Below are 25,284 nucleotides of genomic sequence, written 5' to 3'. Positions count from 1 at the left end.
CGCTCCTCGTTACTGCTTGACCGCGCCCGCAAGGCCGTTGATGAAGAACCGCTGCAGCACGACGAAGATCAGGACGATGGGCAGCAGCGTGATGACCGACCCCGCGCACACCAGGGTCCACGCGGTGGAGTTCTGGCCGATGAAGTTGAACATGCCCACCGACAGGGTGTGCAGTTCGGGGCGGGAGAGGGTGAAGACCAGCGGGATGAAGAAGCTGTTCCAGGCGTTGATGCAGGCGAACAGGCCGACGGTCGCCAGCATCGGACCGGACAGCGGGAGCATGATCCGCCAGAAGATCTGGTGGAAGTTCGCGCCGTCCACACGGGCCGCGTCCTCCAGGCCCCGGTCGATCGTCGTGAAGTAGCCCATGAAGAGGAAGGTGCCGAAGACCATCCCGCCCGCCGACTGGACGATGACCACCGACCAGAGGGTGTTGAGGAGATGGAGCCGCTGGATCAGGTCGAAGACCGGGATGATCGTGTAGCCGTGCGGCAGGAAGAGCGTCACCCCGACCAGGCCCAGCCAGAGTTTCTTGCCGGGGAAGTCGGTGCGGGCCAGGACGTAGCCGGCCATGGAGGTGGCGAGCAGCGTCACGATGACCGTGCCGGTCGCGAACAGGACCGTGTTGACGAAGAACCGGCTGAAGTCCGCCTGCGTCCAGGCCTCGCTGTAGTTGGACCAGTGGAACTCGGACGGGATCGGGTTGAGCCCGCCGGAGAAGAACCCGTCGGTGCTCTTCAGCGAACTGCCCAGCGCCCACAGGAACGGATAGAGCCAGACGAGACCGCCGCCGAGCAGCGCGAGATAGAGCAGACCGCGCCGGCCCTGGCGCAGACGTGGGGTCAGGGTGGACATCGGGACGGACTCCTTCACTGGTGGGCGGCCGTGCGCCGGCGGCTGATCCCGCGCAGGGCGAGGACCTGCAGCGCGGAGAAGACGATGAGCAGCAGTCCGTAGAGGAACGAGGCGGCGGAGGCCAGGCCGATGTCGGGCTGGGCGGCGGCGCCGGCCGAGCCGCCGAAGGCCAGGTGGTAGATGTACGTGTTGACGACCTCGGTGGCGAAGTACGGGCCACCGCCGGTGAGGACCTGCACCGGGACGAGCACGAAGGCGTAGACGAAGGTGTGCCCGACCGCGCCCCAGAAGATGTCGTCGTGCAGGATCTGCCGGAAGTTGGCGAGGCCCACGTAGTCGCCGGGTTCGCCGATGCCGTTCCAGCGGTAGAAGGTGTAGCCGAAGGAGGCGAAGATCGGGTAGACCACGAAGGCCAGCAGGAGTACGGCCATGGGGGCGAGATAGGCGTACGACCACTTGGCGGCGCGGATGCGGCGGCCCAGACCGGGGCGGGCGGCGACGGGTGGCGGGGACGGGGACGCTCGCCTGCGCTCGCGGGTGTCGAGGAGTGACATGGTGACCGCTCACGCCTTCTTCTTCGTGGTGTACGGCTTGGTGGGGTCCCAGTCCGCGAAGACGTAGTCGGCCGTGCTGACCTTCTTGCCCTGCTTGGCGACCGCGGCGACCGCGTCGGACAGGAGCTGGACCTTCTTGTCGGCCAGGCTGCTCAACGCGCCCTGAATATCCTTGACTTGACCGGTGTAGATGCCGGTCACCACATCGCTGATGTCGGGCTTGGGAGCGCCGGGCGCGACGCCGGCCAGCTCGGGATTGCGGACGAGTGGCACCGGGCCGCGCAGCACCTGCCGGGTCATGCCGACGAAGCTGGCGAAGGGCTTGGAGTCGATGCCGTCCGGGTCGTTGTCGGCGGGGTAGGCGGAGACGCCGTTGAGGTCCTGCACCCAGCGGCGTCCGGCGGCGGGGGACGTCAGCGCGTCCAGCCACTGGAACGCCTCGTGCGCCTTCCTGCTCTTGGCGGAGACGGCGGCGAAGGAGCCGTTGCCGACCGGGTCGGCGTAGTAGTAGCCCTTCGGGGTGGCGGTGGGCGAGGGCAGGGTGACCAGGCTGTAGTCGGTGAACTTGTGCTGGGTCCACTCGGGTTGGTTCCACACGCCGCCGACGGTCATGCCGAACTTGCCGCGCTCGAAGAACGCGCGGGCCGCTTCGTCCGAGAGGCTCACGGAGTTGGGGTGGAAGAAGTCGCGCTTCTTCCACTCGACGAACAGCTCCAGGAAGTCGGCGTACGAACGGTCGGTGCCGTAGGTCCACTTGCCCACGCGGTAGTCCATGCCGGTGCCCGCGCCGGTGGGGGCGCCGCCGGGTGCGCCGGCGCCCCGCACGAACAGGTCCAGCCACCAGGCGAGGACACCGATGCCGTCGGCGTTGCCGAAGCCGAGGCCGTACGACTTGCCGCCGCTCTTCTTGGTGATCGTCTGCGCGGCACTGGTCACCTCGTCCCAGGTGCGGGGGATCTTGACGCTGCCGTCGGGGTTCGTCAGCCCGGCGGACTTGAAGACGCCGTGGTGGATGTAGAGCTGGTAGAGCGGGCCCGAGCCCTTCAGCGGGGCCGAATAGACCTTGTCGTCGAAGACGTTGGCGCCTTCCAGGAAGGTGCCCTCGGGGAAGCGTGACCGCCACTGCGGGGTCGCCCATTCGTCGAGCGGGTGCAGCCAGCCCTTGGCGACCTGCTCGGCGACGCTGGGGACCTGCGGGATCATGAAGACGTCCGGCGGCCGGGGTCCCTCGATCTGGGACACCTTCGCGGCCACTCCCGGCGCGGTCCGGGACGGTGACACCGGAGCCGTCGCGGCCGACCACTACCACCGCTTCCCCACGGACATCGCGCTGATGGCCGAACTCGGCCTGCGCGTCTACCGGTTCTCCCTCGCCTGGCCCCGGATCCAGCCCACCGGCTCCGGCCCGGCGAACCAGCGCGGCCTCGACTTCTACCGCCGTCTCACAGACACTCTCCTCGACCACGGCATCCAGCCCTGGCCCACCCTCTACCACTGGGACCTGCCCCAGCCGCTGGAGGACGCCGGCGGCTGGCCGGTGCGGGACACGGCCGAGCGGTTCGCCGAGTACGCCGCCCTCGCCCACGAGGCGCTGGGCGACCGCGTCACCCACTGGACCACCCTCAACGAGCCCTGGTGCTCGGCCTTCCTCGGCTACGGCACGGGCCGCCACGCCCCCGGCCGCCGCGAGCCCGCCGCCGCCGTACGCGCCGCGCACCATCTGCTGCTCGGCCACGGCCTGGCCTCGGAGGCGCTACGGGACTCCACCCGCGTCGGCATCACACTCAACCTCACGCACGTCACCCCGCTCAGCACCGATCCCGCCGACCTGGACGCGGCCCGGCGTATCGACGGCATGCAGAACCGCCTCTTCCTCGACCCGCTGCTGCACGGCACCTACCCCGTCGACGTGCTCGCCGACCTCCACGAGGTCACCGCCTTCGGCCACGTCCACGACGGCGACCTGAAGAGGATCGGGACTCCGCCGGACCACCTCGGCATCAACTACTACGCGCCGATGCTGGTCGCCGGCTGCACGACACCGACCCAATCCGCCTATGTGGGCTCGCCGTTGGCGCGGATCGCGGACGGCGGCCGGCCACGCACCGCGATGGGCTGGGAGATCGACGAGCGGGGACTTCTGGAGCTTCTCCTGCGGCTCAAGGCCGACTACCCGGCCGTACCGCTGTACATCACGGAGAACGGCGCGGCCTTCGACGACGTGGTGGAGCGGGACGGGGTGCACGACACCGACCGGATCGCCTATCTGGACGGCCATCTCCGTTCCTGCGCCCGGGCGATCGGCCACGGCGTGCCGCTCAGGGGCTACTTCGTCTGGTCGCTCCTCGACAACTTCGAGTGGTCCTTCGGATACGGGCCCCGCTTCGGCATCGTGCACGTCGACTACGCGACCCAGCGCCGCACGCCGAAGGACAGCGCCCACTGGTACGCCGAGGTCATCCGGCGCGGCGGCCTGTGACGCCGTTCGCGCCTACAGTGCTGCTACTGCCCGTCCCGTCCCTACGAACTGGAGCCGCCTCCCATGACCACACGGCCGCCGACGCTCGACGAGGTGGCGCTGCGCGCCGGGGTGTCGGTCGGAACCGTCTCGCGTGTGATCAACAACCGTCGGCACGTCAGCCAGAAGGCGCGGCAGGCGGTGGAGAGTGCCGTGGCGGAGCTGGGCTATGTGCCCAACGTGGCGGCCCGGTCGCTCGCCTCCCAGCGGCGTGGCGCGGTGGTGCTGGCGATCTCCAGTGACGACCCGGCGTTGTTCGCCAACCTCTTCTTCGCGGAGGTGATCACCGGTGTCAACGCGGTCATCGAGGAGACCGACCTCGAACTCCTGCTGATCCTGGCGGCCTCCGAGCGCGGCCGGGCCCGGCTCGCCCGCGTCCTTCAGTCCCGTGGCGCGGACGGTGTCATGCTGCTGGCCCTGCGCGAGAACGACCCGCTGGCGAAGGTGGCCGAGGCGGGGAACGTCCCCGTCGTGCACGGAGGCCGCCCTCTCGACCGGGCGCCCCGCTGGTACGTGGACGCCGACAACCGGGGCGGGGCCCGTGAGGCCGTCGAGTACCTGATCGCGACAGGCCGCCGCGCCATCGGCACCGTCACCGGGCCGCTCGACATGCACGCGGGGGTCTCCCGTTATCTGGGCTTCCGCGAGGCGGTGGCCCTGGCCGGTCTCGGCGACCATCGTGTGGCGCACGCCGACTTCACCGAGCGGGGCGGTGCCGTGGCGACCGCCCGCCTCCTCGACGAACACCCGGACCTGGACGCGGTGTTCGTCGCCTCGGACGCGATGGCTGCGGGCGCCCTGCACGTCCTGCGGGAGCGCGGCCGGGCCGTCCCCGAGGACGTCGCGGTCGTCGGCTTCAACGACATCCTCACCGCCCGGCACACCCGGCCCGCCCTGACGACGATCCGCCAGCCCATCGTGGCCCTGGGCAGCGAGATGACCCGGATGCTGGTGCGCGTGCTGGGCGGCGAGGAACCGACGCCCCTCATCCTGCCGACGGAGCTGGTGATCAGGGAATCCGCGTAGCGCCTCGGACGGCTACGGCCGTCCGTTCGTCAGGCGCCGAAGACCTGGAACTCGGAAACCTGCCCGGCCGGCCAGCCGTTGTTGGCGGAGATGGTGAGGCGTACGTAGCGGACGCTGACCGTGGCCGGGAGGGTGAGCGTCGCGGTGTTGCCGGTCGCCGGGTCGAAGGTGTGGCCCGCCGCGGCGAGGAGTTGGGTGGAGGTGCCGGCGTCCGTGCCGCCCTGGACGGAGACGGTCTGGGTACGGGTGGACCAGGCCGCCGCCGGAGGGAGGTTGAGGACGATGCGTCTCACGCCGGTCGCGGCACCCAGGTCGACCTGGATCCACTGCGGGAAGGCGTTGTTGGCGGACTCCCAGTAGGTGGAGGTGTCGCCGTCGGTCGCGTTGGCCGAGCCGTAGACCTGGGTGTGGCTGCTCTCCGAAGTGGGGCGGTGCAGGGCGAGGTTGGTGGTGGCGGACGGGGGGTCGGTGGTGACGGTGACCTGGTTGGAGGGCTGGGACACGTTTCCGGCCGCGTCGAGGGCCACGACGTCGAAGGTGTACGCGGTGGACGCGCCAAGTCCGGTGACGGTGAAGGACGTTGAGCCGGTGGTGCCCACCTGGGTGCTGGTCGAGCCGGACACCTGGAGGATCCGGTAGCCGGTCACGCCGACGTTGTCGCTCGCGGTGTTCCAGCTCAGCGAGACCGAGTTGGCGGAGTGTCCGGTGACGGCCAGGCCGCCCGGCGCGGCTGGCGGGGTGGTGTCACCACCGTTGGGAAGTACGGGCTGGGTGGGGCGAGTTGGCGTCAGCGCGAGCTGCCCCTTGAGCATGCGACCGCCGTCGCCGGTCAGCCGCAGGTAGTAGTCGGAGGAGCAGGCCGTGCCGTCCTCGTCGAGGGCGAGGAACCCGGAGTCGGTGGGCACCCAGGCCTGGGTCTCGGCGGTCTTGGCGATCTGGTTGCCCTCGTTGTACTCGTCGAACATCGAGATGTAGATGCCCTGCACCCCGGCCCGCACCACGTTGTAGAACTGCCGCCACATGAAGTCGCCGTGCGCGCGCTGCCGTCCGGAGACATCGCCGGGCAGGACGCAGGGCTGGTAGTCGATGCCGTTGGCGTTGCAGTCGGCCTGGTCGGGGACCGTGTAGGTGGTGTACGCGTTGTCGGCCTCGGTGACATTGCCGATGGCGCCGACCATCCACGGCGAGATCATGTTGAAGGCGTGGTAGACGCCGAGGAAGCCGGACTGTGAGCCCCCGGTCCCGGTCCGCCATTCGCGCGGGACGCCCCCGATGACGTAACACCCCTGGCTCTTGAACCAGTTGACGACGTCGAGACAGGCATCAGGGCTGAAGGGATGGTTGGGGTCGTTGAAGCCGAAGCCCCAAATGCACACCACCGGCTTGCCGTTCTGCTTCGCGTAGGCCGAACTCGCCGTGTGCGCCGACATCTTGTTCGTCCAGTCCGTCTTGATCTCGGACTGCATGTTCGTCCAGTTGGAGACGTCGTACATGATGTAGAACTTCCGGCCGTACGACTCGGCGGCGCTGCGCACCTTGGTCGCCATGGCATCGCGGGTGGGGCCCTCGCCGCCGGTGGGATTGAAGCGTTGGAGGGCGGCCGTGTCGATGCCGTTCTGCTGCAGCCACAGGAAGTGGGTGTTCACCGTCTGCTGGTCGTACGACGAGAACAGCTTGGCGGGCTGGCCGTTGCCGAGGGCGGCGTACGAGGTCTGGTAGGTGTTCGTGTACTCGCGCACGTCGGGCCAGCACTTGATGTTGGTGTTGTTCCGGGACGGCGGCTGGCCCCAGTCCTGGCTCCAGTGCCACCAGCCGTTGATGGGCGCGCCGTCGCCGATACAGGCGAACCAGCCCTGGTAGCCGACGGTGACCTTGCCGACGACGTCGCCGGGTGAGCTCGCGGCTGACGCGGCCGGGGCGAGGACGGTCTCGGTCGCTCCGGCGGTTCCGACCGCGGTGGCCGCGATCGCGGCCCTCAGGAAGACTCTGCGGGTGACACCCATCTCGACTCCTTTCGGTGGTGGGGACCGCCGGGCGCGGGCGCGCCCGGCGGCACCGTCGCGTCAGGTCAGGTGTTCCAGACCTGGAACTCGGACACCTGGCCGGCCGGCCAGCCGTTGTTCGCCGTGATGTTCACCCGGAGGTACCGCTCGGTGGCCGCGGTGAACGTGAGGGTGACGGTGTTGTTGGTGGTGGGGTCGAAGGTGTAGGTGGCCGACGCCTTGAGGGTGCTGAAGGAGGAGCCGTCGGCGCTGCCCGACAGGGACAGCGTCTGGTTGCGGGCGCCCCAGGTCGCGGGGAGCTGGAGGACGACGCGGCTGGCGCTCTGCGCGGATCCGAGGTCGACCTGGACCCACTGCGGGAAGGCGTTGTTGGCGCTCTCCCAGTAGGTGCCCTGGTTGCCGTCCGTCACGTTGGACGAGGCGTAGACGGCGGTGTGGCTGGACTCGGTGGTGGCCGCGCCCGCCGCAAGGTTCCTGCTCACCGTGCCTGCTCCGGTGCCGGTCAGCTGGACCGTGGTCGTGCCGTTCGACGCGTTGCTGGCGATGTCGAGTTCGCCGGTGCGGGTGCCGGACGCGGTGGGCGTGAAGGTGACGGCCACCGTGCAGGAGGCACCCGCCGCGATCGACGTCCCGCAGGTGTTGCTCTGCCCGAAGTCGCCCGTGGTGGTGACGCCCGAGACGGTCGCGGCGGCGGTCCCGGTGTTGGTCACCGTGACCGTCTGCGCGCTGCTCGCGGTGTTGAGCGCCTGGGTGGGATACGTCAACGATGTCGGGCTGGCCGACAGGGTCGCCGGTGAGGAGCCGCCACTGCTGGGGAACACCTCGAAGTCCGACAACTGGGCAGCGTTCCAGCCCGTGTTGGCGCTGATATTGACCCGCACGTACCGCGCCGTGGCGGCGGTGAAGGTGATGGTCGCCGTGTTGCCGTTGGCGTTCGGGTCGAAGGTGTAGCCCGCCGAGGCCTTGATCGTGGAGAAGCTGGAGCCGTCCGTGGAGCCCTGCACCGACAGGGTCTCGGTGCGGGCCGACCAGGCCGTGGCCGGCGGGAGTTTGAGGACGACCTTGCCGACGCCGTAGTTCTGGCCGAGGTCGACCTGCGCCCACTGCGGGAACGAACCGTTCGTGCCCTCCCAGTACGTCGACGCGTCCGGGTCGGTGAGGTTGGAGGCGACGTAGGGGCTGTTGCTCGAACTCGCCGAGGCCGGCCGTCCGGCGGCGATGTTGGTGGTGCTGTCGATGCCGGTTCCGGTCAGGGATACGACAGTTGGGCTGTTGTTGGCGTTGCTGGTGACGGTCAGGTTGCCCGCGCGCGCTCCGCCCGTGGTGGGCTTGAAGCCGACGGTCACCGTGCAGGAGGCGCCGACCGCGAGGGTGGAGCAGTTGTTGGTCTGGCTGAAGTCACCGGTCGTGGCGACGGCGGAGACGGTCGCCGAGGCGGTGCCCGAGTTCGTCACCTTCACCGTCTGCGCGGTGGCCGAGGAGCCGACCACCGTACCGTCGAAGGCCAGACTCGCCGGGTCGGTGTTCAGCACCGGCCCCGGCGCGGTGCCGGTCCCGGAGAGGGTGACCGTGTTGGTGACCCCTCCCGCGTTGACGGTCAGAGTTCCGCTACGGCTGCCCGTCGCGGTCGGCGCGAACTTCACACTGACCGTGCAGGAGCCGTTCGCCGCGATCGAGGAGCCGCAGGTGTTGGTCTGGGAGTAGTCGCCGCTGGTGGAGATCGACGAGACGGACGCGGCGCTGTTCGTCGGGTTGGAGACCGTCACGGTCTGGGCGTCGCTCGTCGAACCGGTCGCCACCGAACCGAAGTTGAGCGCGCCGGGGGTGGCCGTCACGCCTTCGGGCGGATAGGGCGGATACACCGGGGCCGGCCAGCCGCCGCAGTAAGGCGTGCCGCTGATACCGGAGTTGCCGCCGCCGTCGGTGACGACGAAGTTGCCCGAGCAGCTGTACACCGGGTTCGAGTAACCGACGCCGGTGGCCGTGACATTGGTGAACTTGGCCGCGCCGCCGGTCTGTTCCTGGAGGGCGAAGGTTCCGGTGCCGGCGATGGTCACGTTGTTGAGGCTGACCCCGCTGATGGTGCCCTCGACCCACTGGACGGCTTCGTAGGGGCTCTGCTGGATCAGCGCGTTGGTCACGTTGATGGGCCCGGAGATCGCGCCCTGGCTGCCGTCGAACCACAACGCGCCCACGCCGAACTGCCAGTTGGGGTCGAGGCTGCCGGCCCGGACGATGGTGTTGTCGGAGATCGTGGTGGTGCCGACCGGCGTCGAGGTGAAGCGCTGGCCCACGTGGATGCCGCCGCCCTGGGCGATGCCGGTGTCCACGACCCGGTTGCCGCTGACGGTGTTGTCGTGGCCGCCGTAGATCGCGATGGCGTTGGCGAGGATCTGCAGGGACACGGTGTTGTTGGAGATCGTGTCGTTGGCGTCGGCGCCGAGGGCGGAGTCCGCCCAGGTGGCGATGCCGTCGTCACCGGTGTTGCGGATCTCGCTGTTGGTCACCTTCGAATTGGTGACGCCGCCATGGAAGTTGATGCCGTCGGCGGTGGTGTCCCGGATGCGCATGCCGGTGAACGTCAGCCCGTCCATCGGTCCGTCCATCCAGGCGCCGACCTTCATGTGGTCGATCCACAGATTGGAGACGGTGGAGCTGCTCATCGCGCCGCCGATGCCGTTGACCTGGGCGCTGTCGTCGCGTTCCTGCACATTGCCGAAGATCGCGAAGTTCTGCAGGCGGACACCGGTGCTCGCGTTGGGCGCCGAGTTGCCGTAGAAGCCGGGGGCCGTGCCGGTGACGGTGGAGTACCACATGCCGGCGCCGGCGATCGTGACGTTGTTGACGCTGATGTGGCCGGGGACGTTGAAGGTGCCCGGCGGGATCCACACGGTGCCGCCGGGGCCGGCCGAGCTGATCGCGGCGTTGAACGCGCTGGTCGCGTCGGCCACGCCGGTCGCGTCGGCGCCCTTGCTGGTCACCGACACCGAGCCGGAGGGGGCGGTCAGGGCGGCCCCGACCTGCTCGAAGTCGGCGAAGTCGATCGTGTACGAGGAGGCGGTGTCGCCCGCGTCGACCTGGAACTTGAAGGTCGTACCCGCCGGATACGTGGTGGAGAACAGGCGGTGGGCCTCGTCGTAGAAGTGGTGCGGGTTGCTGCCCGGGGTGTTGGTGAAGGGGTAGCTGCCGTAGTACCAGCTGTAGGCGTTGGTCAGGGTGAAGTCGGGCTGCTTGACGCCGTTGACGTACAGCGACAGCGCGGCGGTGTACACCGAGCCGCCCGAGGTGTCGGGGATGCTGTAGCGGAAGTTGATCGAGTTGGTGGCCACCGGTGTGGTGAACGTGACGTACTGGCCGGTGCCCTGGAGGGTCGTGGCCTTGCGGTAGGACGCCTCGTCGGCCAGCTGGCCGGCGGTGTAACTCGGGCCGATGTTCGTGCCGTTGGTGGCGGAGTTCTCCGCCTGCACCTCGACGTACGGGAGGCTCGCGCCGCTGCCGCCGGTGGCGGTGGACGCCGCCGCGGCGGGTGGTGCCGCCAGAGCGAAGACGCCTACGGCGGCCAGCATCACGGTGCTGACCGCCCAGACGAGGGCTCGTCTGAGATCTCGGATGGAATGGAACACGTGCCACTCCTTTGATCACGAAATGCCGGAACTGTTCCGCGGGCATCGCCAGGGAGGGGAGGGAGACAGGGGGTTGGTGACGATGCAAGGGGGACCGTAATGACATAGACATGATCACGCAATAACTAGACAGAACTCTGCAACAAACAAAAACACGGCCCGCAAGATCTCAGGCGGGCCGCGCATATGCCGGTGCCGCCGGACGGGGGGTCCGGCGGCACCGTGGGGAGGGTGGGGTCGGAGGTCAGGCGGCCCAGATCTGGAACGTGGAGAACTGGGCCGCGGGCCAGCCGTTGTTGGCGGTGACGGTGACGCGGTAGTAGCGCTGGGCGGTGGCGGGGAAGGTGAGCGTGACGGTGTTCCCGGTGCTCGGGTCGAAGGTGTGGGCGGCCGAGGACTTCAGGGTGGTGAAGGCGGTGCCGTCGGTGCTGCCGCCGAGCGTCAGGGTCTGGGTGCGGGCGCCCCAGGCGGCGGGCAGTTGAAGGACCACGCGGGAGGCGCTCCGGGCCGAGCCCAGGTCGACCTGGACCCACTGCGGGAACGCGTTGTTGGCGCTCTCCCAGTAGGTGTTCTGGTTGCCGTCCGTGACGTTCGAGGACGGGTACACGTCGTTGTGGCTGGACTCACTGGTGGATTTGCCTGCGGCGAGATCGGTGCTGGAGGCGTCCGAACTCGCGGCGAGGGCAAGGTAGTTGATGTTCCAGCCGCCGGTGTCCTGATCGAGCGTCAGAACCTGTCGGCCGGCGGGCAGGGTCACCCGGGTGGTCACGGTGGACCAGGTCTGCCAGTCGCCGGTGGCGGGCAGGTCGACGGCACCGGTGAGGTTCGTGCCGGAGGCGTCCGACAGGTGCAGCGCGCCGGTCACCGCGGACGGGGCCGCGATACGCAGGTCGAGGGTGTAGGTGCCGGCCGTGGCGACGTCGACCGTGTAGCGGAACCACTGCCCTGGACCGGTCCACCCCAGGTTGTAACCGCCTCCCGTGTCCGAGGTGTTGTCGAGGTCCACGCCGTCGGCCCGGTAGGAGTTGGCGTTTCCGTTGACGGAGGTGACGTTGTACGCGACGCCCTGACCGCCGGTGTCGTAATCCTCCGCCTGGACCGTTCCAGGCACGACGGCCGGGGTGCCGCCGTAGGGACCCTCGGGGGCGGGCGGCGGCCAGTGGTTGTCACTCAACGTGGCGGTGAAACCGGTGGAGTTGTTGACGAAGGCCGAGGTGCCGGGCGCGAGTCCGGTGACCGTGTTGCCGGTGATCGTCGCGGAGCCGGTGGGCGCGGGATAGAACGGCGGCGAGATCGAAATGCCGTTGCGTCCGGGGCTGTTGACGGTGTTGTCCTGGAGCAGGGTGTTGGTGGAAGTGGAGAAGCCGATCCCGTCGTAGAGGGAGTCGGTGACGGTGTTGCCGGTGACCGTGACCTTGTCGACGGTGCCGACGTTCTGTCCGTCGCCGCCGTTGCCGATGTGCAGCGCGGGCTGGCCCTGGCTGTAGGCGTTGCCGCCGGAGCGGACCACGGTGTTGCCGGTCACGGTCGCGGAGAGCAGATCGCTGCCGTTGACGCCGAAGCGTCCGGCACCCAGACCGATGTAACGGGCCGTGTCACCGATGTAGTTGTCCTTGACCAGGTGGCCGCTGCCGCCGTAGATCCCGACGCCCTTCCCGCCCCAGGGGGCGATCGAGGTGTTGTCGCTGACGGTGACATTCGTCATCGGGTTGTAGTAGGTCTTCGAACCGTCGCCGTTGGTGTTGTAGTTCACCGAGTTGACGGCGATCGCGTCGTCCCCGGTGCCCCGGACGAAGTTGTCGGTGACGGTCAGGTCGTTGCCCGTATCCGCGCCCAGGGAGACGTTGTTGACGTTGATCCCGTCCGCCCAGACCGACGTCAGCCTGCTGTTCTTCACCGTCCCTCCGGTGCCCGAGGCCCAGAAGCCCGACATGGTGTGCTGGGTCCAGATGCCGTCGGCCAGCCAGTCGGTGCCGGTGGTGTCCATCGCCCCGCCGTCCCCGCCGATGGTGCTCCGGCTGACGGCGTTGGCGTCGATGTGGAAGTCACGCACAGTGCAGGACGTGAGGTCGAACAGGGCTGCCAGGGGTGTGGAGTTGGGGACCGGGACGTCACGGTAGACCGTGCTGTACCAGAGCCCCGCGCCCGCGATGGTGATGCCCTGGGCGTTCAGTCCGGCGGTGCCCTTCACGTAGAAGGTGCCTTGCGGGATCCACAGGATCTTGCCCTGTTGCTCGGCCTGGTCGATGCAGTTCTGGATCGCGGCCCGGCTGTCCACCGACTGGCCGTCGGCCGCGCCGTTGGTGGGGTTGTTGTCCGCCACCGCGCCGCAACTCGTGATCGAGATCGAGTTCGCGGGCTGTGCCCGCGGCGCGGGCGGGTTCTCCACGTCGACGGAGTCGATGTCGTAGAAGGACGCGCTGTTGGCGGAGTCCTTGCGCAGCGAGAAGGTGGCGCCGACCGGGATCGGGGAGCCGGTGACGAAGGTGTGCGACTCGTCCCAGAAGACCCTCGGGTCGCCGTCGGCCGGGTTCTGGTTGTCGCTCGTGTTGTAGTTCCCGTTGCCCTCGTACACCCAGCTCTGCAGCGAGTTGAGGTTCAGCGCCTGCCGGAACACGCCGTCGACGTAGAGGTTCAGCGTCGCGGTGGTGCCGCCGCCGGACGCCGAATCGGCGATGCTCGCGCGGACGTTGAGGAAGGAGATCGGCCGGCCGGTGGTGTTCGTCCACCGCACCGACTGGCCGGTGCCGTCCAGTTGGACGTAGGAGTGGCCGGAGGCCTCAAGGGCGGCGCTGGAGTACTGCGTGGTCGGAGCCGAGGTCAGCGAGCGGACGGCCGCGCCGTCGGCGGGGGTGCCGGCCTCGGCTTCGTAGACCTCGAACGGGGTTGTGGCGCCGGTCGTCGGACTTGCTGTCGCCGGGTGCGCTGCCGCCTTGGCCGGCGGCGGCTGCTGGGTGGCGGCGGCCGGTAAGACGGCCATGCACATCGCGCCGACCGTGGCGACGACGGCCACCGCCAGTCGCCGGGGTCTGAGGCTCGTCAGCATCTGATGCTCCTTCACGGAGTGGGGGGAACCGGCGCCCCGACCGTACAGAGCACGCACCGACCCCGCTAGATTCCGACGAAGTAAAGAATGAATTGCGCAAGCAGATGCAAGTTTCTTGCTCCATCACGCAAATCATGAATGTGGCGTACCTCGGAGACTGCACGGACACCTGATCCGCCACACACAGGCGACGTCCGGCTCGTGGAGGCAGGTCCGGACGTGATAGCGGAGGCGTCGGTCGAAGAGCCGGCCGGTGGATCCGTCGGCTACGACGCCGAGTCCTTCTTGCCGCTCGCCGCCGCGTAAGCCTGGGTGGGGGTCATCGGCACGCCGTTCAGTGACACGGTCTTGTACGGGCTGACCTTCGCGCAGGTCTTGGACTCGTCGGCGGTCGAGGCGTTGGCGTTGGAGACGGCCGCGTGGGTGTCGGCGGGAGCCGCGGCGGCGGAGGAACTGCCCGAGAGCGACGTGCCGTTGGTCCAGTCGGCGCCGATGACGAGGGTCAGGCCGCTCGCGCTGCTCTGGGTGAGGTGCGCGGCGGACAGGCCGAGGGCGGAGGCCACCGTCTGGGCCTCGGCCTTCTCGCCGGGGCCGTAGGTGAGGCGGGTGGTCGCCGCCTGTTCGGGTGCGTTGCCGGTGCTGGTGCCGGGGCTGAAGCCCTTGGCGATGAGCGCGTTGGCGATCACGGAGGCACGTCCGCCGATGGTGGTGCCGTTCTCCACCTTTACGGCGACCTCGGCGGCCGGCACGGCGGCCGGCGCGGTCGCGGAGGGCGAGGCGGATGGTTTCTTCTTGCCGCTGCCCGAACTCAGGGACTGGTCGTTGGCGATGGCCGCGAACAGGGACTTGGCGCCGGCCGCCGGGACGACGCGGTCGGCGTTGGCCGGGTCGGCCCCGGTCTGCATCGTGGTGAAGGTCATCCGCTTCGACGGGACCTTGTCCAGGTCGGTCGCCAGGTCCACGAGTTTGCCGACGCTGCCGAGGCCGGTGTCGACGGTCAGGGCCTTGGTGGCGGCGTCGGCCAGGGAGTACACCTTGGCCGGGTTGGCCAGTGTGCCCGCGCTCTTGAACTTGCGGATCATCGCGCTCAGGAAGAGGTGCTGGGAGACGGTACGGCCGAGGTCGCTGCCGTCGCCGAAGCCGTGCCGGGAGCGCACGAACTCCAGCGCCGCCTCACCCTTGAGGGTGTGGGTGCCCTTGGCGAGCTTCAGGTGCGAGTACGTGTCGTAGACGTTGTCGCTGACGCAGACCGAGACGCCGCCGACCGCGTCGGACATCTTCACCACGCCGGCGAAGTCGAGCATCACGAAGTGGTCGATGGTGATGCCGGTGAGCTGGTGCACGGTCTTCACCTGGCAGGCGGGGCCGTACTGGAGCGCGCTGTTGATCTGCCCGTAGTAGCCGGACGTCGCCTGGCTGCTGTCCGGGTCCTTGCACGCGGGCACCTGGGTCATGGTGTCGCGCGGCACGCTCATCACGGTGGCGTTGGAGCGGTCGGCGGAGACATGGACCACCATCTCCACGTCCGCGTTGTGGCCGACGGCCGAACCCCCGGAGCCGCAGCCGCCGCCCAGTTTGCAGTCGGCGGCGTTGTTCCGGCCGTCCGAACCGATCACCAGGAGGTTGATGGGCGTGCGGCCGAAGGCGTCGGCCTTCTCCTTGCCGCCCGCTCCGTCGTCGAGCGCGACGCTGTTGATGTTGCCGTTCAGGTGCTCCCAGAGCCAGGTGCCTACTCCGGCGGTGACGAGGATCAGCGCCGACACCGTGATCAGGGCTATGCGGGCGACCCGGCGGCGCCGGGCCACCGGTTTGGCGCGGCGGCGGGACCCGTGACCACCGTTCCGCGCCGCCTGCCGCGCGGCGGCTCTGCCACCCGGGCGATGGGCCGGCCCTCCGTCCGTCCCGCGTGGGTGAGGCAGGCCGGAGCGATCTCGCGTGGCCGCACGGCCGGACCGCTCGCCCCGGGGGTCGCTCATCCACCACTCCCTACGCTGTCACCGACACCGACACCGACACCGACCGGCCGACCCGCACGTCAGGGCGCACCCCTCGGGCCGGATGATTGCGCAATATAGCAACTGTCATCGTTCACACCGGTGGACCCTCCCCCCTCCGTGGCCCCAACTCCGAACGCGCGAGGTCCTGTTGCCCTGCCCGGCAACGGCTTTCCCGGCCTTGGCCCAGTCGGCGCGCAACCGGTCCAGGTACGACTGCGGCTCGTACGCCTCGTTGTACAGGATCGCCATCACCAACTGGGCGCTCACACCTGCCTGTTGGGACCGGGTGCGGGCCTGGGACGCGTATGCGGCGGGGTCGTACGACGAGGTGGTGGCCCGAGGTGGAGGACTGCCCGAGGCCGAAGGACCGGCCGAGTCGGTCGACGTGGCCGATCGGGGCGTCCCGGTCAAGGGCCGCGGAGTCGCGGCCTGCGGGGTGTCCGCCGCGCGCACGAGGACGTAGCCGACGACCGCGAAGACCACGAGCGCGAGCCAACGTCGCCGGGACCGGGGCTCGGCCAACTCCCGCGCCTCCCCCCTTCTTTCAGGACGGCGCGCACATCCGGATCCCGAACGTACCGCAAGCCCTTCCTCTGGGCAGATGTCCCTCATCACCGGGAATTTGACGAGATCCAGTACTCTGCCGCTCGCGTCATACGACAGTGTGCCGACGGCATGAACTGTGGGGGGACCACATGAGCGGTGAGATCTACTTCAGCAACAACTACCGTGACCTGTGCGTGCGCAACGGAACGGGGGCCGGTTTCCAGTTCGAGTTCTCGTGCGCCCGCTGCTACGACACCTGGCGTTCGCCGTTCGAGGCGTACGTCGGTGAACGGGCCGCCACCTGGCTCGGCAAGGGTGTCGACGTGGCCTGGAGCCTGCTGGGCAGCGCGGGCCGGGGCGTCTCCTCCGCGGCCGACGGGCTCGCGGGAGCCGGCTGGGGACAGGCCCGCGACCACGCCTTCCAACAGGCGATCGACAACGCGCAGGGGCACTTCAACCGCTGCGCCCGCTGCACCGACTACGTCTGCGGACGCTGCTGGAACGCCGCGCAGGGACTGTGTCTGCGCTGCGCGCCGGACACCGCGGCCGAGGCCATGGCGGCCCAGCAGCGCGGTCTCAACGACATGGCGTCCCAGCGGGCGTACGCGGCGGGACAGCAGACCGGCCAGACCTACGACCCCTCCACGCCCCGGCAGTTGGTGTGCCCGCAGTGCCGCACCGAGACCCACGGCGCCGCCTTCTGCTCCGGCTGCGGCTATCACCTGGCCCAGTCCAACGCGTGCGCGTCCTGCTCCGCCGTGGTGCCGGACGGCGCGGCGTTCTGCCCGGGGTGCGGCACACGGCGGTAGCCCGGTCAGGGATGTTGAGCACGCTCAAGTCCGCGATGAGGCACGGCAGTTCGCGGGAGCGAAGCACGGCCGGCGCTCCCGATTCCCGGCCCGTGCCGCTCGGCACGGGCCGGGAGCGGTCACAGATGGGCGGCCACGGCGGGCAGCAGGTCCTGAAAGGTGCTGTCCGGCGGTCTCGTCGATCAGCCGGCAGAAGGCGTTCTGCACCTCGGCGAAGGTCTGCCCGGTGAAGGAGTTGACCGTGAAGACGATCTGGTCGATGTGGACGGGGACGCGGGCGAGGTCCACCAGGATCGTTCAGGGCGCCGGGGGCGGACTCCTCAGACGCCGACCCCGAAGTCGGCGGCGATGCCTGCCAGTCCGGCGGCGTAACCCTGCCCCACCGCACGGAACTTCCACTCCGCGCCGTCGCAGCGGCCGACGCGCCCGACGAGTCGGCGGGCTGACGCCCCGTGGGTGTCTTCGTCCTCCTGCCGCTGCTCCTGCCGTTGACGGCAGCACCCTGTGCCTGGGCCTGCTGATGGTGGTCGGCACCGCCCAACTCCCCGGCAGTCCCCTGCCGGACGGCTGGTCGGACCCCGAGGTCCGGGAGAGCGCGCCCCAGGACGAGATCGCGGGGAAAGCTACAATTCCCTTGCTCCTGGCGGTGGTTGCGGGCTGCGCCCGTACCCTGTGGCGCCATCTCCGCGTACGGCGGCAGGCGCACGCGGCGCTCACCGGCCTGCGCGACACCCCGGTCGCGGTCCTCCCCGACACCGAGCCGTACGCCTACGCCCTGCCCGCCGGTCCACGCGACCGCATCGTCGTGTCCACCGCCATGCTCGACCGCCTGGACACCCAGGAACGCCGAGTCCTGTTCGCCCACGAACGGGCCCACCTCACCGCCCGGCACCACCGCCACCTGCTGATCACTCAACTGGCCGCCCAGGCCAACCCGTTCCTGCTGCCGCTGCGCACAGCCGCCTCCGGCACGCACCTGGCCACCGCTGTTCACCGCCGTGGGCCTGGCACTGTGGAGCGCCGCGGCGGGCGCGGCCCTCTCCGCGACGTTCTCGGTGAACTCGGCGGTGACCCTGCTGCTCCCGCTGCACGCGGCGACGCCGTTGTAGGGACGGCGCACGCGATCGCGGTCTACGGGCAGCAAGATTCCGACAAGTTTCCGGCAAGGAAACCCGCCCATCGTCGTCACGTGCACCGAGGCGACCGCACCGGCCACCGGAGCGGAGGGTCCCGATGATGCACGTCATCGCACGTCAGCGCACATGGGGAGGAAAAATGAACAAGAACTTCAGCACCAGGCTGGCGAGGTACGGTCTCGCGTCCGTCGCGGTGGCCGCGCTCGCCGTTCCGGCGGCGGTGGTCGGGACGGCGGGGCCCGCGTCGGCGGCGGCGGCCTGCGGCACGACCGGCCCCAACCGCGACACGAGCGCCTATGTGAGGCAGACGGCGGGCGTCGCCGCGAACATGCGCTCAGGGTCCAGCACCTCATGCGGTATCACCGGCTACGCGGACAACCAGAACACCCTGAACTACTACTGCTACACCTTCAACGGCACCGCCACCTGGACGTACCTCAAGAACGAGACCGACGGAACGTACGGGTGGGTGAGCGACTCCCTGCTTCCCAACGGTGGCTCCAACTACTCCTGCGGCTTCTGACCCGGAGCACTCTCGCCGAGCCGGCGCAGCCGGGCTCGGACGCCGTCCGAGCCCGGTACGCCGAGTTCGTCGAGGATGTCCGCCGCGCGCCGGGCGGCCCGCCGGGCCGCTGGGGTCTCGCCGGCGGCCCGGTGGCTCTCGCTCAGGTGGACGAGCACGTCGGCCTCGAAGTAGCGGTCGCCGAGGCTGTGGAACAGCGCGACGGCGTTGTCGTAGCAGGCAGCGGCGCGACGGTGGCCGCCGAGGTGCTGGTGGGCGTAGCCGAGGCTGTCCCAGGTGTCCGCCTGCCCGTCGCGGACGCCGAGTTCGGTGAAGAGCTCCAGCGCCTGCCCGCACAACTCCACACACCGGCGGTGGTCGCCGAGTTGCGCGTGGTACCAGCCGACCGAGTTCAGGGCCCGCGCCTGTCCGGCCCGATGGCCTAAGGACGTGTACTGGTCAAGGGCCTCCTGGGCACAGGCCAGCGCTTCGGGGCAGTTGTCCCGCCGGGCGTGCAGGCGGGCCAGGTCGAGGTGGGTGTGGGCCAACTCGGTGCGGTCGCCCAGGGCTTTGTGGAGATCCAGGGCGCGGCCGAGGTGGGTGAGCGCGTCGTCCAACCGCGTCAGGCGGGTGTACGCACGACCGAGGCCGCTGTGGGCGTCGGCTTCGCCGACCGGGGAAGCCGAGCGCAGCGCGGCGTCCAGCGCGGCCTCCTGCGCCGCGGCCCAGTCGGACCAGTGGCCGCGGCGCTGCAGAAACGTGCTCAGAGCGCGGGTCAGCTGCCAGACCGGGGCGTCCGGTGCCCGTGTGGCCGTGCCCGGCCGGTGCACCACAGCGAGGAGTACCTGGTGCTCGGCCGTGCACCAGGCAAGGGCCGCTCCGTGGTCCGCGGCGTGTTCGGGGGAGACGCCGGGGACCACGGGCGGCAGCGCGATCGGGTCGCGGTGCGGATCCAGCATGCGGTCGGCAAAGTGGGCGGAGTGCAAGTAGTGCCCGAACACGCGGTCTTCGGCCGCTTGCGTCTCGTCGGCGGCCTGTGCGGTGCCGGCGAGTTCGGCCGCGTACATCCGTAACAGGTCGTGGAGTACGTATCTGCCGCGCGAGGACTCCATGACCAGACAGCTGTCGGCCAGGATGGTCAGCAGTCGGCCCGCGTGCTGGACGGGGAGCCCGGCCAGGCTCGCGGCGGCGGCCACGCTGATGTCCGGGCCGGGGTGCACGCCGAGCAGCCGGAACATCCGGGCGGCCTGCGGGCTCAGGGCGCCGTACGACCAGGAGAAGACGGTCCGTACGTCCGCCCGCGTGTCCTCGTCACCGAAACTGTCCAGCCCGTCGGGAGAGTGCCGGGCGTCCCGGAGTTCGGCGGCGAGCCGGGCCAGGCCGAGCTTCGGCGCGATCGCCGCGCGGGCCGCGACGATCACCAGGGCCAGCGGCAGCCGTGCGCAGCGGCTCACGATCTCGTCCACCGCCAGCGGTTCGGACATCACGCGCTCGGCCCCTACGCGGCGGGCGAGCAGCCGTCGGCACTCCGCCGCGGGCAGCACGTCCAGGACGAGGCTCCGGGCGCCTTCCAGGGCGATCAGGCCGGAGAGCCGGTTTCGGCTGGTCACCAGGGTGAAGCACCCCGGACTGCCAGGCAGGAACGCCCGCACCTGTTCGGCGTCGCGGGCGTTGTCGAGCATCACCAGCATCCGCCGTCCCGCCAGCAGGCTCCGGTACAGCCCGGCCTGCGCCTCCGGGCTCACCGGCATGTGCTGCGGGAGCACGCCCAATGCCTCCAGTAATCGGGGCAGTGCCTCGGCCGGGGTCACGGGTGGCCGCGAAGGCTCGAAACCGTGGAGGTTGACGTAGATCTGGCCGTCCTTGAACCAGTCGGCCACCCGGTGCGCCCAGTGGACGGCCATCGCCGTCTTCCCTACGCCCGCCGTCCCGGAGAGCGTCGAGACCACCGCCACCGCGGGGCTGCCGATGCCCTCCGCGAGGATCTTGTCGAGCTGGGCCAGCTCCTCCTCCCGGCCGGTGAACGCCGGTACGTCCAGGGGCAGTCGCGCCGGCACCGGCGCGGACCAGGGCCGGGGCGGAGGCGGCGGGGGCGTGGGCCGGCCCGGCTCGGGGGCACCGCGCAGGATCGCCCGGTGGATCCGCCGCAGCTCGGGCCCCGGATCGGCGCCCAACTCCTCGGCCAGCCGCTTGCGTACGTCGGCGAAGCACTCCAGGGCCTCGGAGCCGCGCCCCGCCTCGTACAGCGCCCGCATCAGCACGGCCACCAGGGGCTCCACGAGCGGGTGTTCACCGATCAGCTCGGGCAACCGGCCGATCACCACCGCGTGGTTGCCGACCGCCGTCTCGGCGTCGGCCCAGGCCGTGACCGCGTCCAGCCACTGCCGCTCCCAGGTGCCGCGCATCCGCGACACCCACTCCCCCGCCAGCCCGGTGAGCGGCTCCCCGCGCCACAGGTCCAGAGCCTCGCGGAGCATCCTCACCTGGTCGGCGCCGTCCCGGCCGGCTCTGCGGGCATCGGCGACCAGACGATGGAACCGGTGGAGGTCCACCTCTTCGGAGTCGGTGTCCAGCACATACCCGCCGTTCCGCCGCAGCAGTCGCGGCGTACGAACGGCCCCGGTGGCTGCCAACACCTGCCGGATACGGGCCACATGCGCGTACAGCGCGGAGCGCGACCCTTCCGGCGGATCCTCACCCCACACACGCCTCATCAGCGTCTCCAGCGGCACGGCCCGGCCGGCGTCCACGGCGAGCGCCGCCATCACACTGCGCCGTTGCGGAGGGCCTACGTCGACGGGGCCGCGGCCCACTATCTCGACGGGCCCGAGAAGTCTGAACGTCACCACGACAACCCCCGGCGATCGGACGCGCGCACCGTCCGCACTCTGCCCTGGCCGGTCAGCCCTTTCACCGGCGTCGCCCTGTCGACGCCTCCCAGGCACCAGGTCACGACACACGCTACGCACGCGTGAGACAGCCCGACAAGGTTCCCCCCGGCCAGGTCCGCTCCATGGAGATCCAGTCCGCGCTCTCTTCGCGACCGATTGCCCCTTGGCCCCGACTCGACAGCCACGGCGGTGACTTCGGCGCAGTCAGCTCCGCCGCCTGCGCACGATGCGGGGACCGCGCCTTTCGCGAGGTTCGCTCGCCGTGGCCTCGCCGTGCTGAGCCGCGGCCACCGCCGCCATCGTGGGTGACTCGATCAACTGGGCGGCGATGGAGTTCAGCACGACCGCGATGGCCTGGGACCGCTGCAGGAGGCCCTGGTACAGCAGCACCAGAGGCACGACCAGCGCGAACCACCACAGCCCGTGCGCGCGCCGGGCCAGTGTGACCACGAGCGCGACCATGGGCAGGAACATGTTGATGCGGATGGACGCCTCCGCGAGCAGCCGGTCGTACTTGTTGAACACCTCTGGGCGTTCGATCAGCAGTCGGGTGGCCAGGTCCGGCAACTCGTCCACCAGAGTGATCAGCGCGGCGATTGCCGAGACCGGCAGCTGTCGGACAGTGTCGTCGTCGATGGGCAGATCGGGTCCACGCCATTCCACGAGCGTCCCGGCCGATCGGGATCCAGGGTTGCTTCTCCAAAGGCGCCGCATGGATCTGTACGACCACGAGGGGAAAAGGGTTCTGCCGCCGTCAAACGTCTGTATCTCCTCTGGCCGCAACTCGACGTTGACCAGCGACACCCGCTTGGCGGTCCTGGACGGCACGACGCGCCGCCACGCCGCGATCGCCGCCATGAACCGCTCCGACGGCATGTCCTCCGGGTCGTCAAGGCGGATACGGACCCGGTCGGCGACCGCTTCCCAGGATGTCCGGTTGGGCCTCACCCCGTCGAGCCACCGTGCGGTGGCGGGGTCCAGTTCAACGATCGAGCCCAGGAAGTAGGCGATGAACGTGAGCGCCGCCAGAAAGGTGGCCGCCGGCAGGATTCCGACGAGTTCATACAGATCCGCTATGGCTCCGTGGGCCGTGACCCGTTGCGGCAACACATCGTGGAACCACAGCCAGACGCAGATCAACCACAGGTAACCCACCGTCAGAGGCGTCCGTAGTTCCCGTAGACCCGGCAGAAGGCTCGCGAGCACCCTCGTGAAGCTACCGGCCGACGAGGCCGCGAGACAACGGCTCGGCCTTGCACAGAGTTCGGGCTCGTCCTGAGCTATATCGTTGCGGTGTCGAGTCACCGGTGTGCGGGTTGCCTGCTGCTGCCAAGAGGGATCTCATGGCCAAGAGGTTGATCGTTTGCTGCGACGGCACATGGACCTTCGCCGATCCACGCGGCAGTTCGAACGTCTTCAAGATCGCCCAGCTCATTCGCGGTCGGGGCGCCGACGCGGAGCAGCGCGTGTACTACCAGAGCGGTGGAGGCATCCGCCGATGGCGCCTGTTCGGTGGCTCGTTGGGTGTGGGACTGACCCGCAATGTCATCGATGCCTACGGTTTCCTGATCCACAACTACGAGCCCGGTGACCAGCTTTACCTGTTCGGGTTCAGCCGAGGCGCGTACACCGCCCGCACGCTGGCCGGCCTGGTGCGCAGCTCCGGCATCCTGCCCCCCAAAGAGAGCAGCCGCGTCAAAGAGGCCTGGGCCTTGTACCGCAGCAGAGTCGAGTACCCGAACGGCCTGGCCCCGACCCTCTTCCGACGGGCCCACGCACACGAGACGGGGATCGAGTTCATCGGCGTGTGGGACACCGTCGGCACCCTCGGCATCCCGTTCACCGGGCCGTTGGCGCGTTCGTCAGCCGTCATGAGGCAGGTCAACCGCCGGTCGGGTTTCCGCGACACCGCACTGCCCATCCGGGTCAAGGGAGCCTTCCACGCGCTGGCCATCGACGAGCAGCGCGTAGCGTTCCGGCCGACGCTCTGGCACCAGCGGCCCGAGGCCGCCGACAGTGGCCAGGAGCTCAAGCAGGTGTGGTTCTCCGGGGCGCACGCGGACATCGGCGGTGGCTATCCCGACACTCAGCTGTCGGACATCACCCTGCTGTGGATGGTTGCCCAAGCCACGAGATACGGGGTGGAGTTCGACGTCGACACATTCGGCGAGTCCGGACAGGGCTTCACGATCACGCCGAACGCCTTGGGCCCGGTACACGACTCACGGGTGGGTCTGTGCAGACTCGCCCCACCGCTGCACCGACCCATCGGAAAGGCCTCGGACCGTCGCGGCCGCCCCGACGGGTGCGAATACCTCGCGGACACCGCGAGACGACGCTTCGAGAGCAACCCGGGTTACCAGCCGCCAGAACTCGCTCAGTACCTCCACCAGCCGGACGCACACTTCGAGTCCATGAGTATGTCGACCCCCGGGACCGAGGCGGGGTTCGGGCCGCCATGAACTGGGGGATCAGTCGGACCTGACTGCGCGCCCCGGTCCGCCGGACCTAACACCCAGTCAGGTTTCTCCGCTACCAGGTGACCGGGAGACGTGAAAGGCCGCAGACCCGACTTCCGTTGGTCCACGCGAGTTCCTCCGCTGCGCCCACGAGGGCGAGAGTGGGAAATTCCCGAAGCACCGACCCGATGGCCACTTGCAGCTCGACGCGAGCGAGGTTGGCTCCGAGGCAGTAGTGAGGGCCGTGGCCGAAGGCGAGGTGCTTGTCGTCGGCACGACGGACATCGAATGCATCGGGGTCGGGAAAGTGCCGCGGGTCGAAATTCGCTGCCACGACAGGGGCGAGAACGCCCCGACCTTGCTCGACGGTGGCCCCCGAGGGAAGCGCCACCGTTTCGGTCGCCACCCGCAACAGCCCACCATGGCCCGGGACTTCCATGCGGAGGATCTCTTCCACGGCAGTGGGCAGGAGTGCTGGATCGTGGCGAACGGCGGCGAGTTGGTTCGGGTGCCGCAGGAGAGTGAGGATGCCGCGGCCGATGACATTGCCGGTGGTCTCGTGGCCCGCGACAATCAACCCTCTTACCATGCGGGCCAGTTCGTCCGCGCTGAGCCGGTCGTTCTCGTCGTGTGCGTCGATGAGGTCGTCGAGCAGATCTTCGCCCGGATTCTCGCGGCGCGCGGCGATGAGGGCGTCGACGTAGGCGATGAACTCCGCGGCGGCCTCGGAGCGCTGCGGTGCGGAAGCGGCGCTGGTGGACAGGAACATGTCCGACCAACTGCGGAAGTACGGGCTGTCCTCAGCCGGGACACCGAGCAGTTCACAGATGATGTTGATGGGGAGCGGAAAGGCGAAGGCTGCCATCAGGTCCGCCGGACGCGACCCGGCGCGCATCTCCGTAAGCAGTTGGTCCGCGACAGCTTGGATCCGGGGCCGCCAGCTCTCCGCCCTCCGGGGAGTGAACGCCGCCTGCACTATGCGCCGAAGCCGGGTGTGATCCGGCGGGTCCATGTTGACCAGTGCGTTCGGATCGTCGGAGAAGTCGGCGTCAGGCAGCATGCGCGGAGCGCCGGCGTAACGCAGGTTCCGGCTGAAGCGCGGATCCGCGTAGACCTCTCGCACATCGTCGTAGGTGGTCGCCAGGAGGACTCCGTCGCCGCTGGGCAGTATCACGGGTGCCAGTGGGCAGCCACGCCGTCTGCTCTCGTACGCTCCGGGCGGGCTGCCATGAGGTCCCGGCGGGAACGGGAACGTGGCCTCGTCGTTGGTCGTCTCGGTGGCGTCCGGCACCGTGGAACTCCTCCCAGGTGGATGCTTG

16 protein-coding genes and 3 pseudogenes are annotated in these 25,284 nt (G+C 69.5%); 6 read left to right on the top strand and 13 right to left on the bottom strand.

Features of this window, described 5'->3' with window-relative positions; translation table 11 throughout:
- Window positions 1-9: 9 nt before the first annotated feature.
- The 3 genes from ACIBJH_RS06150 to ACIBJH_RS06140 are packed head-to-tail and all read right to left on the bottom strand — an operon-like array spanning window position 10 to window position 2,651.
- Window positions 10-855: a carbohydrate ABC transporter permease gene (locus ACIBJH_RS06150; protein WP_399115658.1), complete on the bottom strand. Its 846-nt coding sequence runs from the start codon at window positions 853-855 to the stop codon at window positions 10-12.
- Between the two features lie 14 nt (window positions 856-869).
- Window positions 870-1,409, bottom strand: a complete 540-nt coding sequence (locus ACIBJH_RS06145) for a carbohydrate ABC transporter permease (RefSeq protein WP_399115657.1) — start codon at window positions 1,407-1,409, stop codon at window positions 870-872.
- Window positions 1,410-1,418: 9 nt separating this feature from the next.
- Complete coding sequence (locus tag ACIBJH_RS06140; RefSeq protein ID WP_399115656.1) at window positions 1,419-2,651, bottom strand: ABC transporter substrate-binding protein; 1,233 nt, start codon at window positions 2,649-2,651, stop codon at window positions 1,419-1,421.
- On the opposite strand from ACIBJH_RS06140, the gene ACIBJH_RS06135 reads away from it, so the two are divergent.
- Together ACIBJH_RS06135 and ACIBJH_RS06130 are read left to right on the top strand one after the other, a co-directional pair.
- Window positions 2,611-3,888: a GH1 family beta-glucosidase gene (locus ACIBJH_RS06135; protein ID WP_399115655.1), complete on the top strand. Its 1,278-nt coding sequence runs from the start codon at window positions 2,611-2,613 to the stop codon at window positions 3,886-3,888. The two genes, ACIBJH_RS06140 and ACIBJH_RS06135, sit on opposite strands and share 41 nt — an antisense overlap.
- 63 nt (window positions 3,889-3,951) lie before the next feature.
- On the top strand, window positions 3,952-4,953 hold the full coding sequence (locus tag ACIBJH_RS06130) for a LacI family DNA-binding transcriptional regulator (RefSeq protein WP_399115654.1): 1,002 nt from the start codon (window positions 3,952-3,954) through the stop codon (window positions 4,951-4,953).
- A gap of 29 nt (window positions 4,954-4,982) precedes the next feature.
- Here ACIBJH_RS06130 and ACIBJH_RS06125 read toward each other — a convergent pair whose 3' ends face one another.
- From ACIBJH_RS06125 to ACIBJH_RS06105, 5 genes are all read right to left on the bottom strand, one after another.
- Window positions 4,983-6,956, bottom strand: a complete 1,974-nt coding sequence (locus ACIBJH_RS06125; protein ID WP_399115653.1) for a discoidin domain-containing protein — start codon at window positions 6,954-6,956, stop codon at window positions 4,983-4,985.
- A 65-nt stretch (window positions 6,957-7,021) separates the two neighbouring features.
- Window positions 7,022-10,579 (bottom strand): choice-of-anchor D domain-containing protein, encoded by a 3,558-nt coding sequence (locus ACIBJH_RS06120; RefSeq protein WP_399115652.1) that lies wholly within the window; start codon window positions 10,577-10,579, stop codon window positions 7,022-7,024.
- 244 nt (window positions 10,580-10,823) lie between these two features.
- Window positions 10,824-13,625, bottom strand: a complete 2,802-nt coding sequence (locus ACIBJH_RS06115; RefSeq protein WP_399115651.1) for a carbohydrate-binding protein — start codon at window positions 13,623-13,625, stop codon at window positions 10,824-10,826.
- A 266-nt stretch (window positions 13,626-13,891) separates the two neighbouring features.
- Window positions 13,892-15,601, bottom strand: coding sequence for an LCP family protein (locus tag ACIBJH_RS06110; RefSeq protein ID WP_399115650.1), 1,710 nt, complete (start codon window positions 15,599-15,601; stop codon window positions 13,892-13,894).
- 105 nt (window positions 15,602-15,706) lie between these two features.
- Window positions 15,707-16,144: a hypothetical protein gene (locus tag ACIBJH_RS06105; protein WP_399115649.1), complete on the bottom strand. Its 438-nt coding sequence runs from the start codon at window positions 16,142-16,144 to the stop codon at window positions 15,707-15,709.
- 173 nt (window positions 16,145-16,317) lie between these two features.
- Between ACIBJH_RS06105 and ACIBJH_RS06100 the strand changes: the two genes are divergently transcribed.
- The gene (locus ACIBJH_RS06100; protein WP_399115648.1) at window positions 16,318-16,977 is read left to right on the top strand and encodes a zinc ribbon domain-containing protein; all 660 of its coding nucleotides are present in this window, start codon (window positions 16,318-16,320) and stop codon (window positions 16,975-16,977) included.
- A gap of 155 nt (window positions 16,978-17,132) precedes the next feature.
- Here ACIBJH_RS06100 and ACIBJH_RS06095 read toward each other — a convergent pair.
- Both ACIBJH_RS06095 and ACIBJH_RS06090 read right to left on the bottom strand, forming a co-directional pair.
- A pseudogene (locus ACIBJH_RS06095) lies at window positions 17,133-17,271 on the bottom strand (TerD family protein); the annotation flags it as partial.
- Between the two features lie 26 nt (window positions 17,272-17,297).
- Window positions 17,298-17,387: pseudogene (locus tag ACIBJH_RS06090) on the bottom strand (TerD family protein); the annotation flags it as partial.
- 32 nt (window positions 17,388-17,419) lie between these two features.
- Here ACIBJH_RS06090 and ACIBJH_RS06085 point away from each other — a divergent pair.
- Both ACIBJH_RS06085 and ACIBJH_RS06080 read left to right on the top strand, forming a co-directional pair.
- Window positions 17,420-18,086 (top strand): annotated as a pseudogene (locus tag ACIBJH_RS06085) (M48 family metalloprotease).
- Between the two features lie 166 nt (window positions 18,087-18,252).
- Window positions 18,253-18,636 carry an SH3 domain-containing protein gene (locus ACIBJH_RS06080; RefSeq protein ID WP_399115647.1) on the top strand — a complete coding sequence of 128 codons (384 nt, stop codon included), beginning with the start codon at window positions 18,253-18,255 and terminating at the stop codon, window positions 18,634-18,636.
- Here ACIBJH_RS06080 and ACIBJH_RS06075 read toward each other — a convergent pair.
- Complete coding sequence (locus ACIBJH_RS06075) at window positions 18,618-21,461, bottom strand: AfsR/SARP family transcriptional regulator (RefSeq protein WP_399115646.1); 2,844 nt, start codon at window positions 21,459-21,461, stop codon at window positions 18,618-18,620. The genes ACIBJH_RS06080 and ACIBJH_RS06075 overlap by 19 nt on opposite strands.
- Before the next feature lie 249 nt (window positions 21,462-21,710).
- Entirely contained in the window at window positions 21,711-22,712 is a 1,002-nt protein-coding gene (locus tag ACIBJH_RS06070) for a hypothetical protein (protein WP_399115645.1), read from the bottom strand.
- Window positions 22,713-22,849: 137 nt separating this feature from the next.
- Here ACIBJH_RS06070 and ACIBJH_RS06065 point away from each other — a divergent pair, with 137 nt between their 5' ends.
- Window positions 22,850-23,968 carry a DUF2235 domain-containing protein gene (locus tag ACIBJH_RS06065; protein WP_399115644.1) on the top strand — a complete coding sequence of 373 codons (1,119 nt, stop codon included), beginning with the start codon at window positions 22,850-22,852 and terminating at the stop codon, window positions 23,966-23,968.
- A gap of 70 nt (window positions 23,969-24,038) precedes the next feature.
- On the opposite strand, the gene ACIBJH_RS06060 is transcribed toward ACIBJH_RS06065, so the two are convergent.
- Window positions 24,039-25,256, bottom strand: coding sequence for a cytochrome P450 (locus tag ACIBJH_RS06060; protein ID WP_399115643.1), 1,218 nt, complete (start codon window positions 25,254-25,256; stop codon window positions 24,039-24,041).
- Window positions 25,257-25,284 lie beyond the last annotated feature (28 nt).

The organism is Streptomyces sp. NPDC050548 (assembly GCF_044457385.1).
GTDB lineage: Bacteria > Actinomycetota > Actinomycetes > Streptomycetales > Streptomycetaceae > Streptomyces.
Note: the sequence above shows the minus strand (reverse complement) of the source record. Positions and strands in the feature narration are given on the sequence as shown.

Excerpts from the sequence above, each read along its gene's own strand:
- ACIBJH_RS06080 (WP_399115647.1), top strand. The coding sequence starts at position 18,253 with ATGAACAAGAACTTCAGCACCAGGCTGGCGAGGTACGGTCTCGCGTCC.
- ACIBJH_RS06065 (WP_399115644.1), top strand. The coding sequence starts at position 22,850 with ATGGCCAAGAGGTTGATCGTTTGCTGCGACGGCACATGGACCTTCGCC.
- ACIBJH_RS06115 (WP_399115651.1), bottom strand. The coding sequence starts at position 13,625 with ATGCTGACGAGCCTCAGACCCCGGCGACTGGCGGTGGCCGTCGTCGCC.
- ACIBJH_RS06135 (WP_399115655.1), top strand. The coding sequence starts at position 2,611 with ATGAAGACGTCCGGCGGCCGGGGTCCCTCGATCTGGGACACCTTCGCG.
- ACIBJH_RS06110 (WP_399115650.1), bottom strand. The coding sequence starts at position 15,601 with ATGAGCGACCCCCGGGGCGAGCGGTCCGGCCGTGCGGCCACGCGAGAT.
- ACIBJH_RS06125 (WP_399115653.1), bottom strand. The coding sequence starts at position 6,956 with ATGGGTGTCACCCGCAGAGTCTTCCTGAGGGCCGCGATCGCGGCCACC.
- ACIBJH_RS06130 (WP_399115654.1), top strand. The coding sequence starts at position 3,952 with ATGACCACACGGCCGCCGACGCTCGACGAGGTGGCGCTGCGCGCCGGG.
- ACIBJH_RS06145 (WP_399115657.1), bottom strand. The coding sequence starts at position 1,409 with ATGTCACTCCTCGACACCCGCGAGCGCAGGCGAGCGTCCCCGTCCCCG.
- ACIBJH_RS06100 (WP_399115648.1), top strand. The coding sequence starts at position 16,318 with ATGAGCGGTGAGATCTACTTCAGCAACAACTACCGTGACCTGTGCGTG.
- ACIBJH_RS06150 (WP_399115658.1), bottom strand. The coding sequence starts at position 855 with ATGTCCACCCTGACCCCACGTCTGCGCCAGGGCCGGCGCGGTCTGCTC.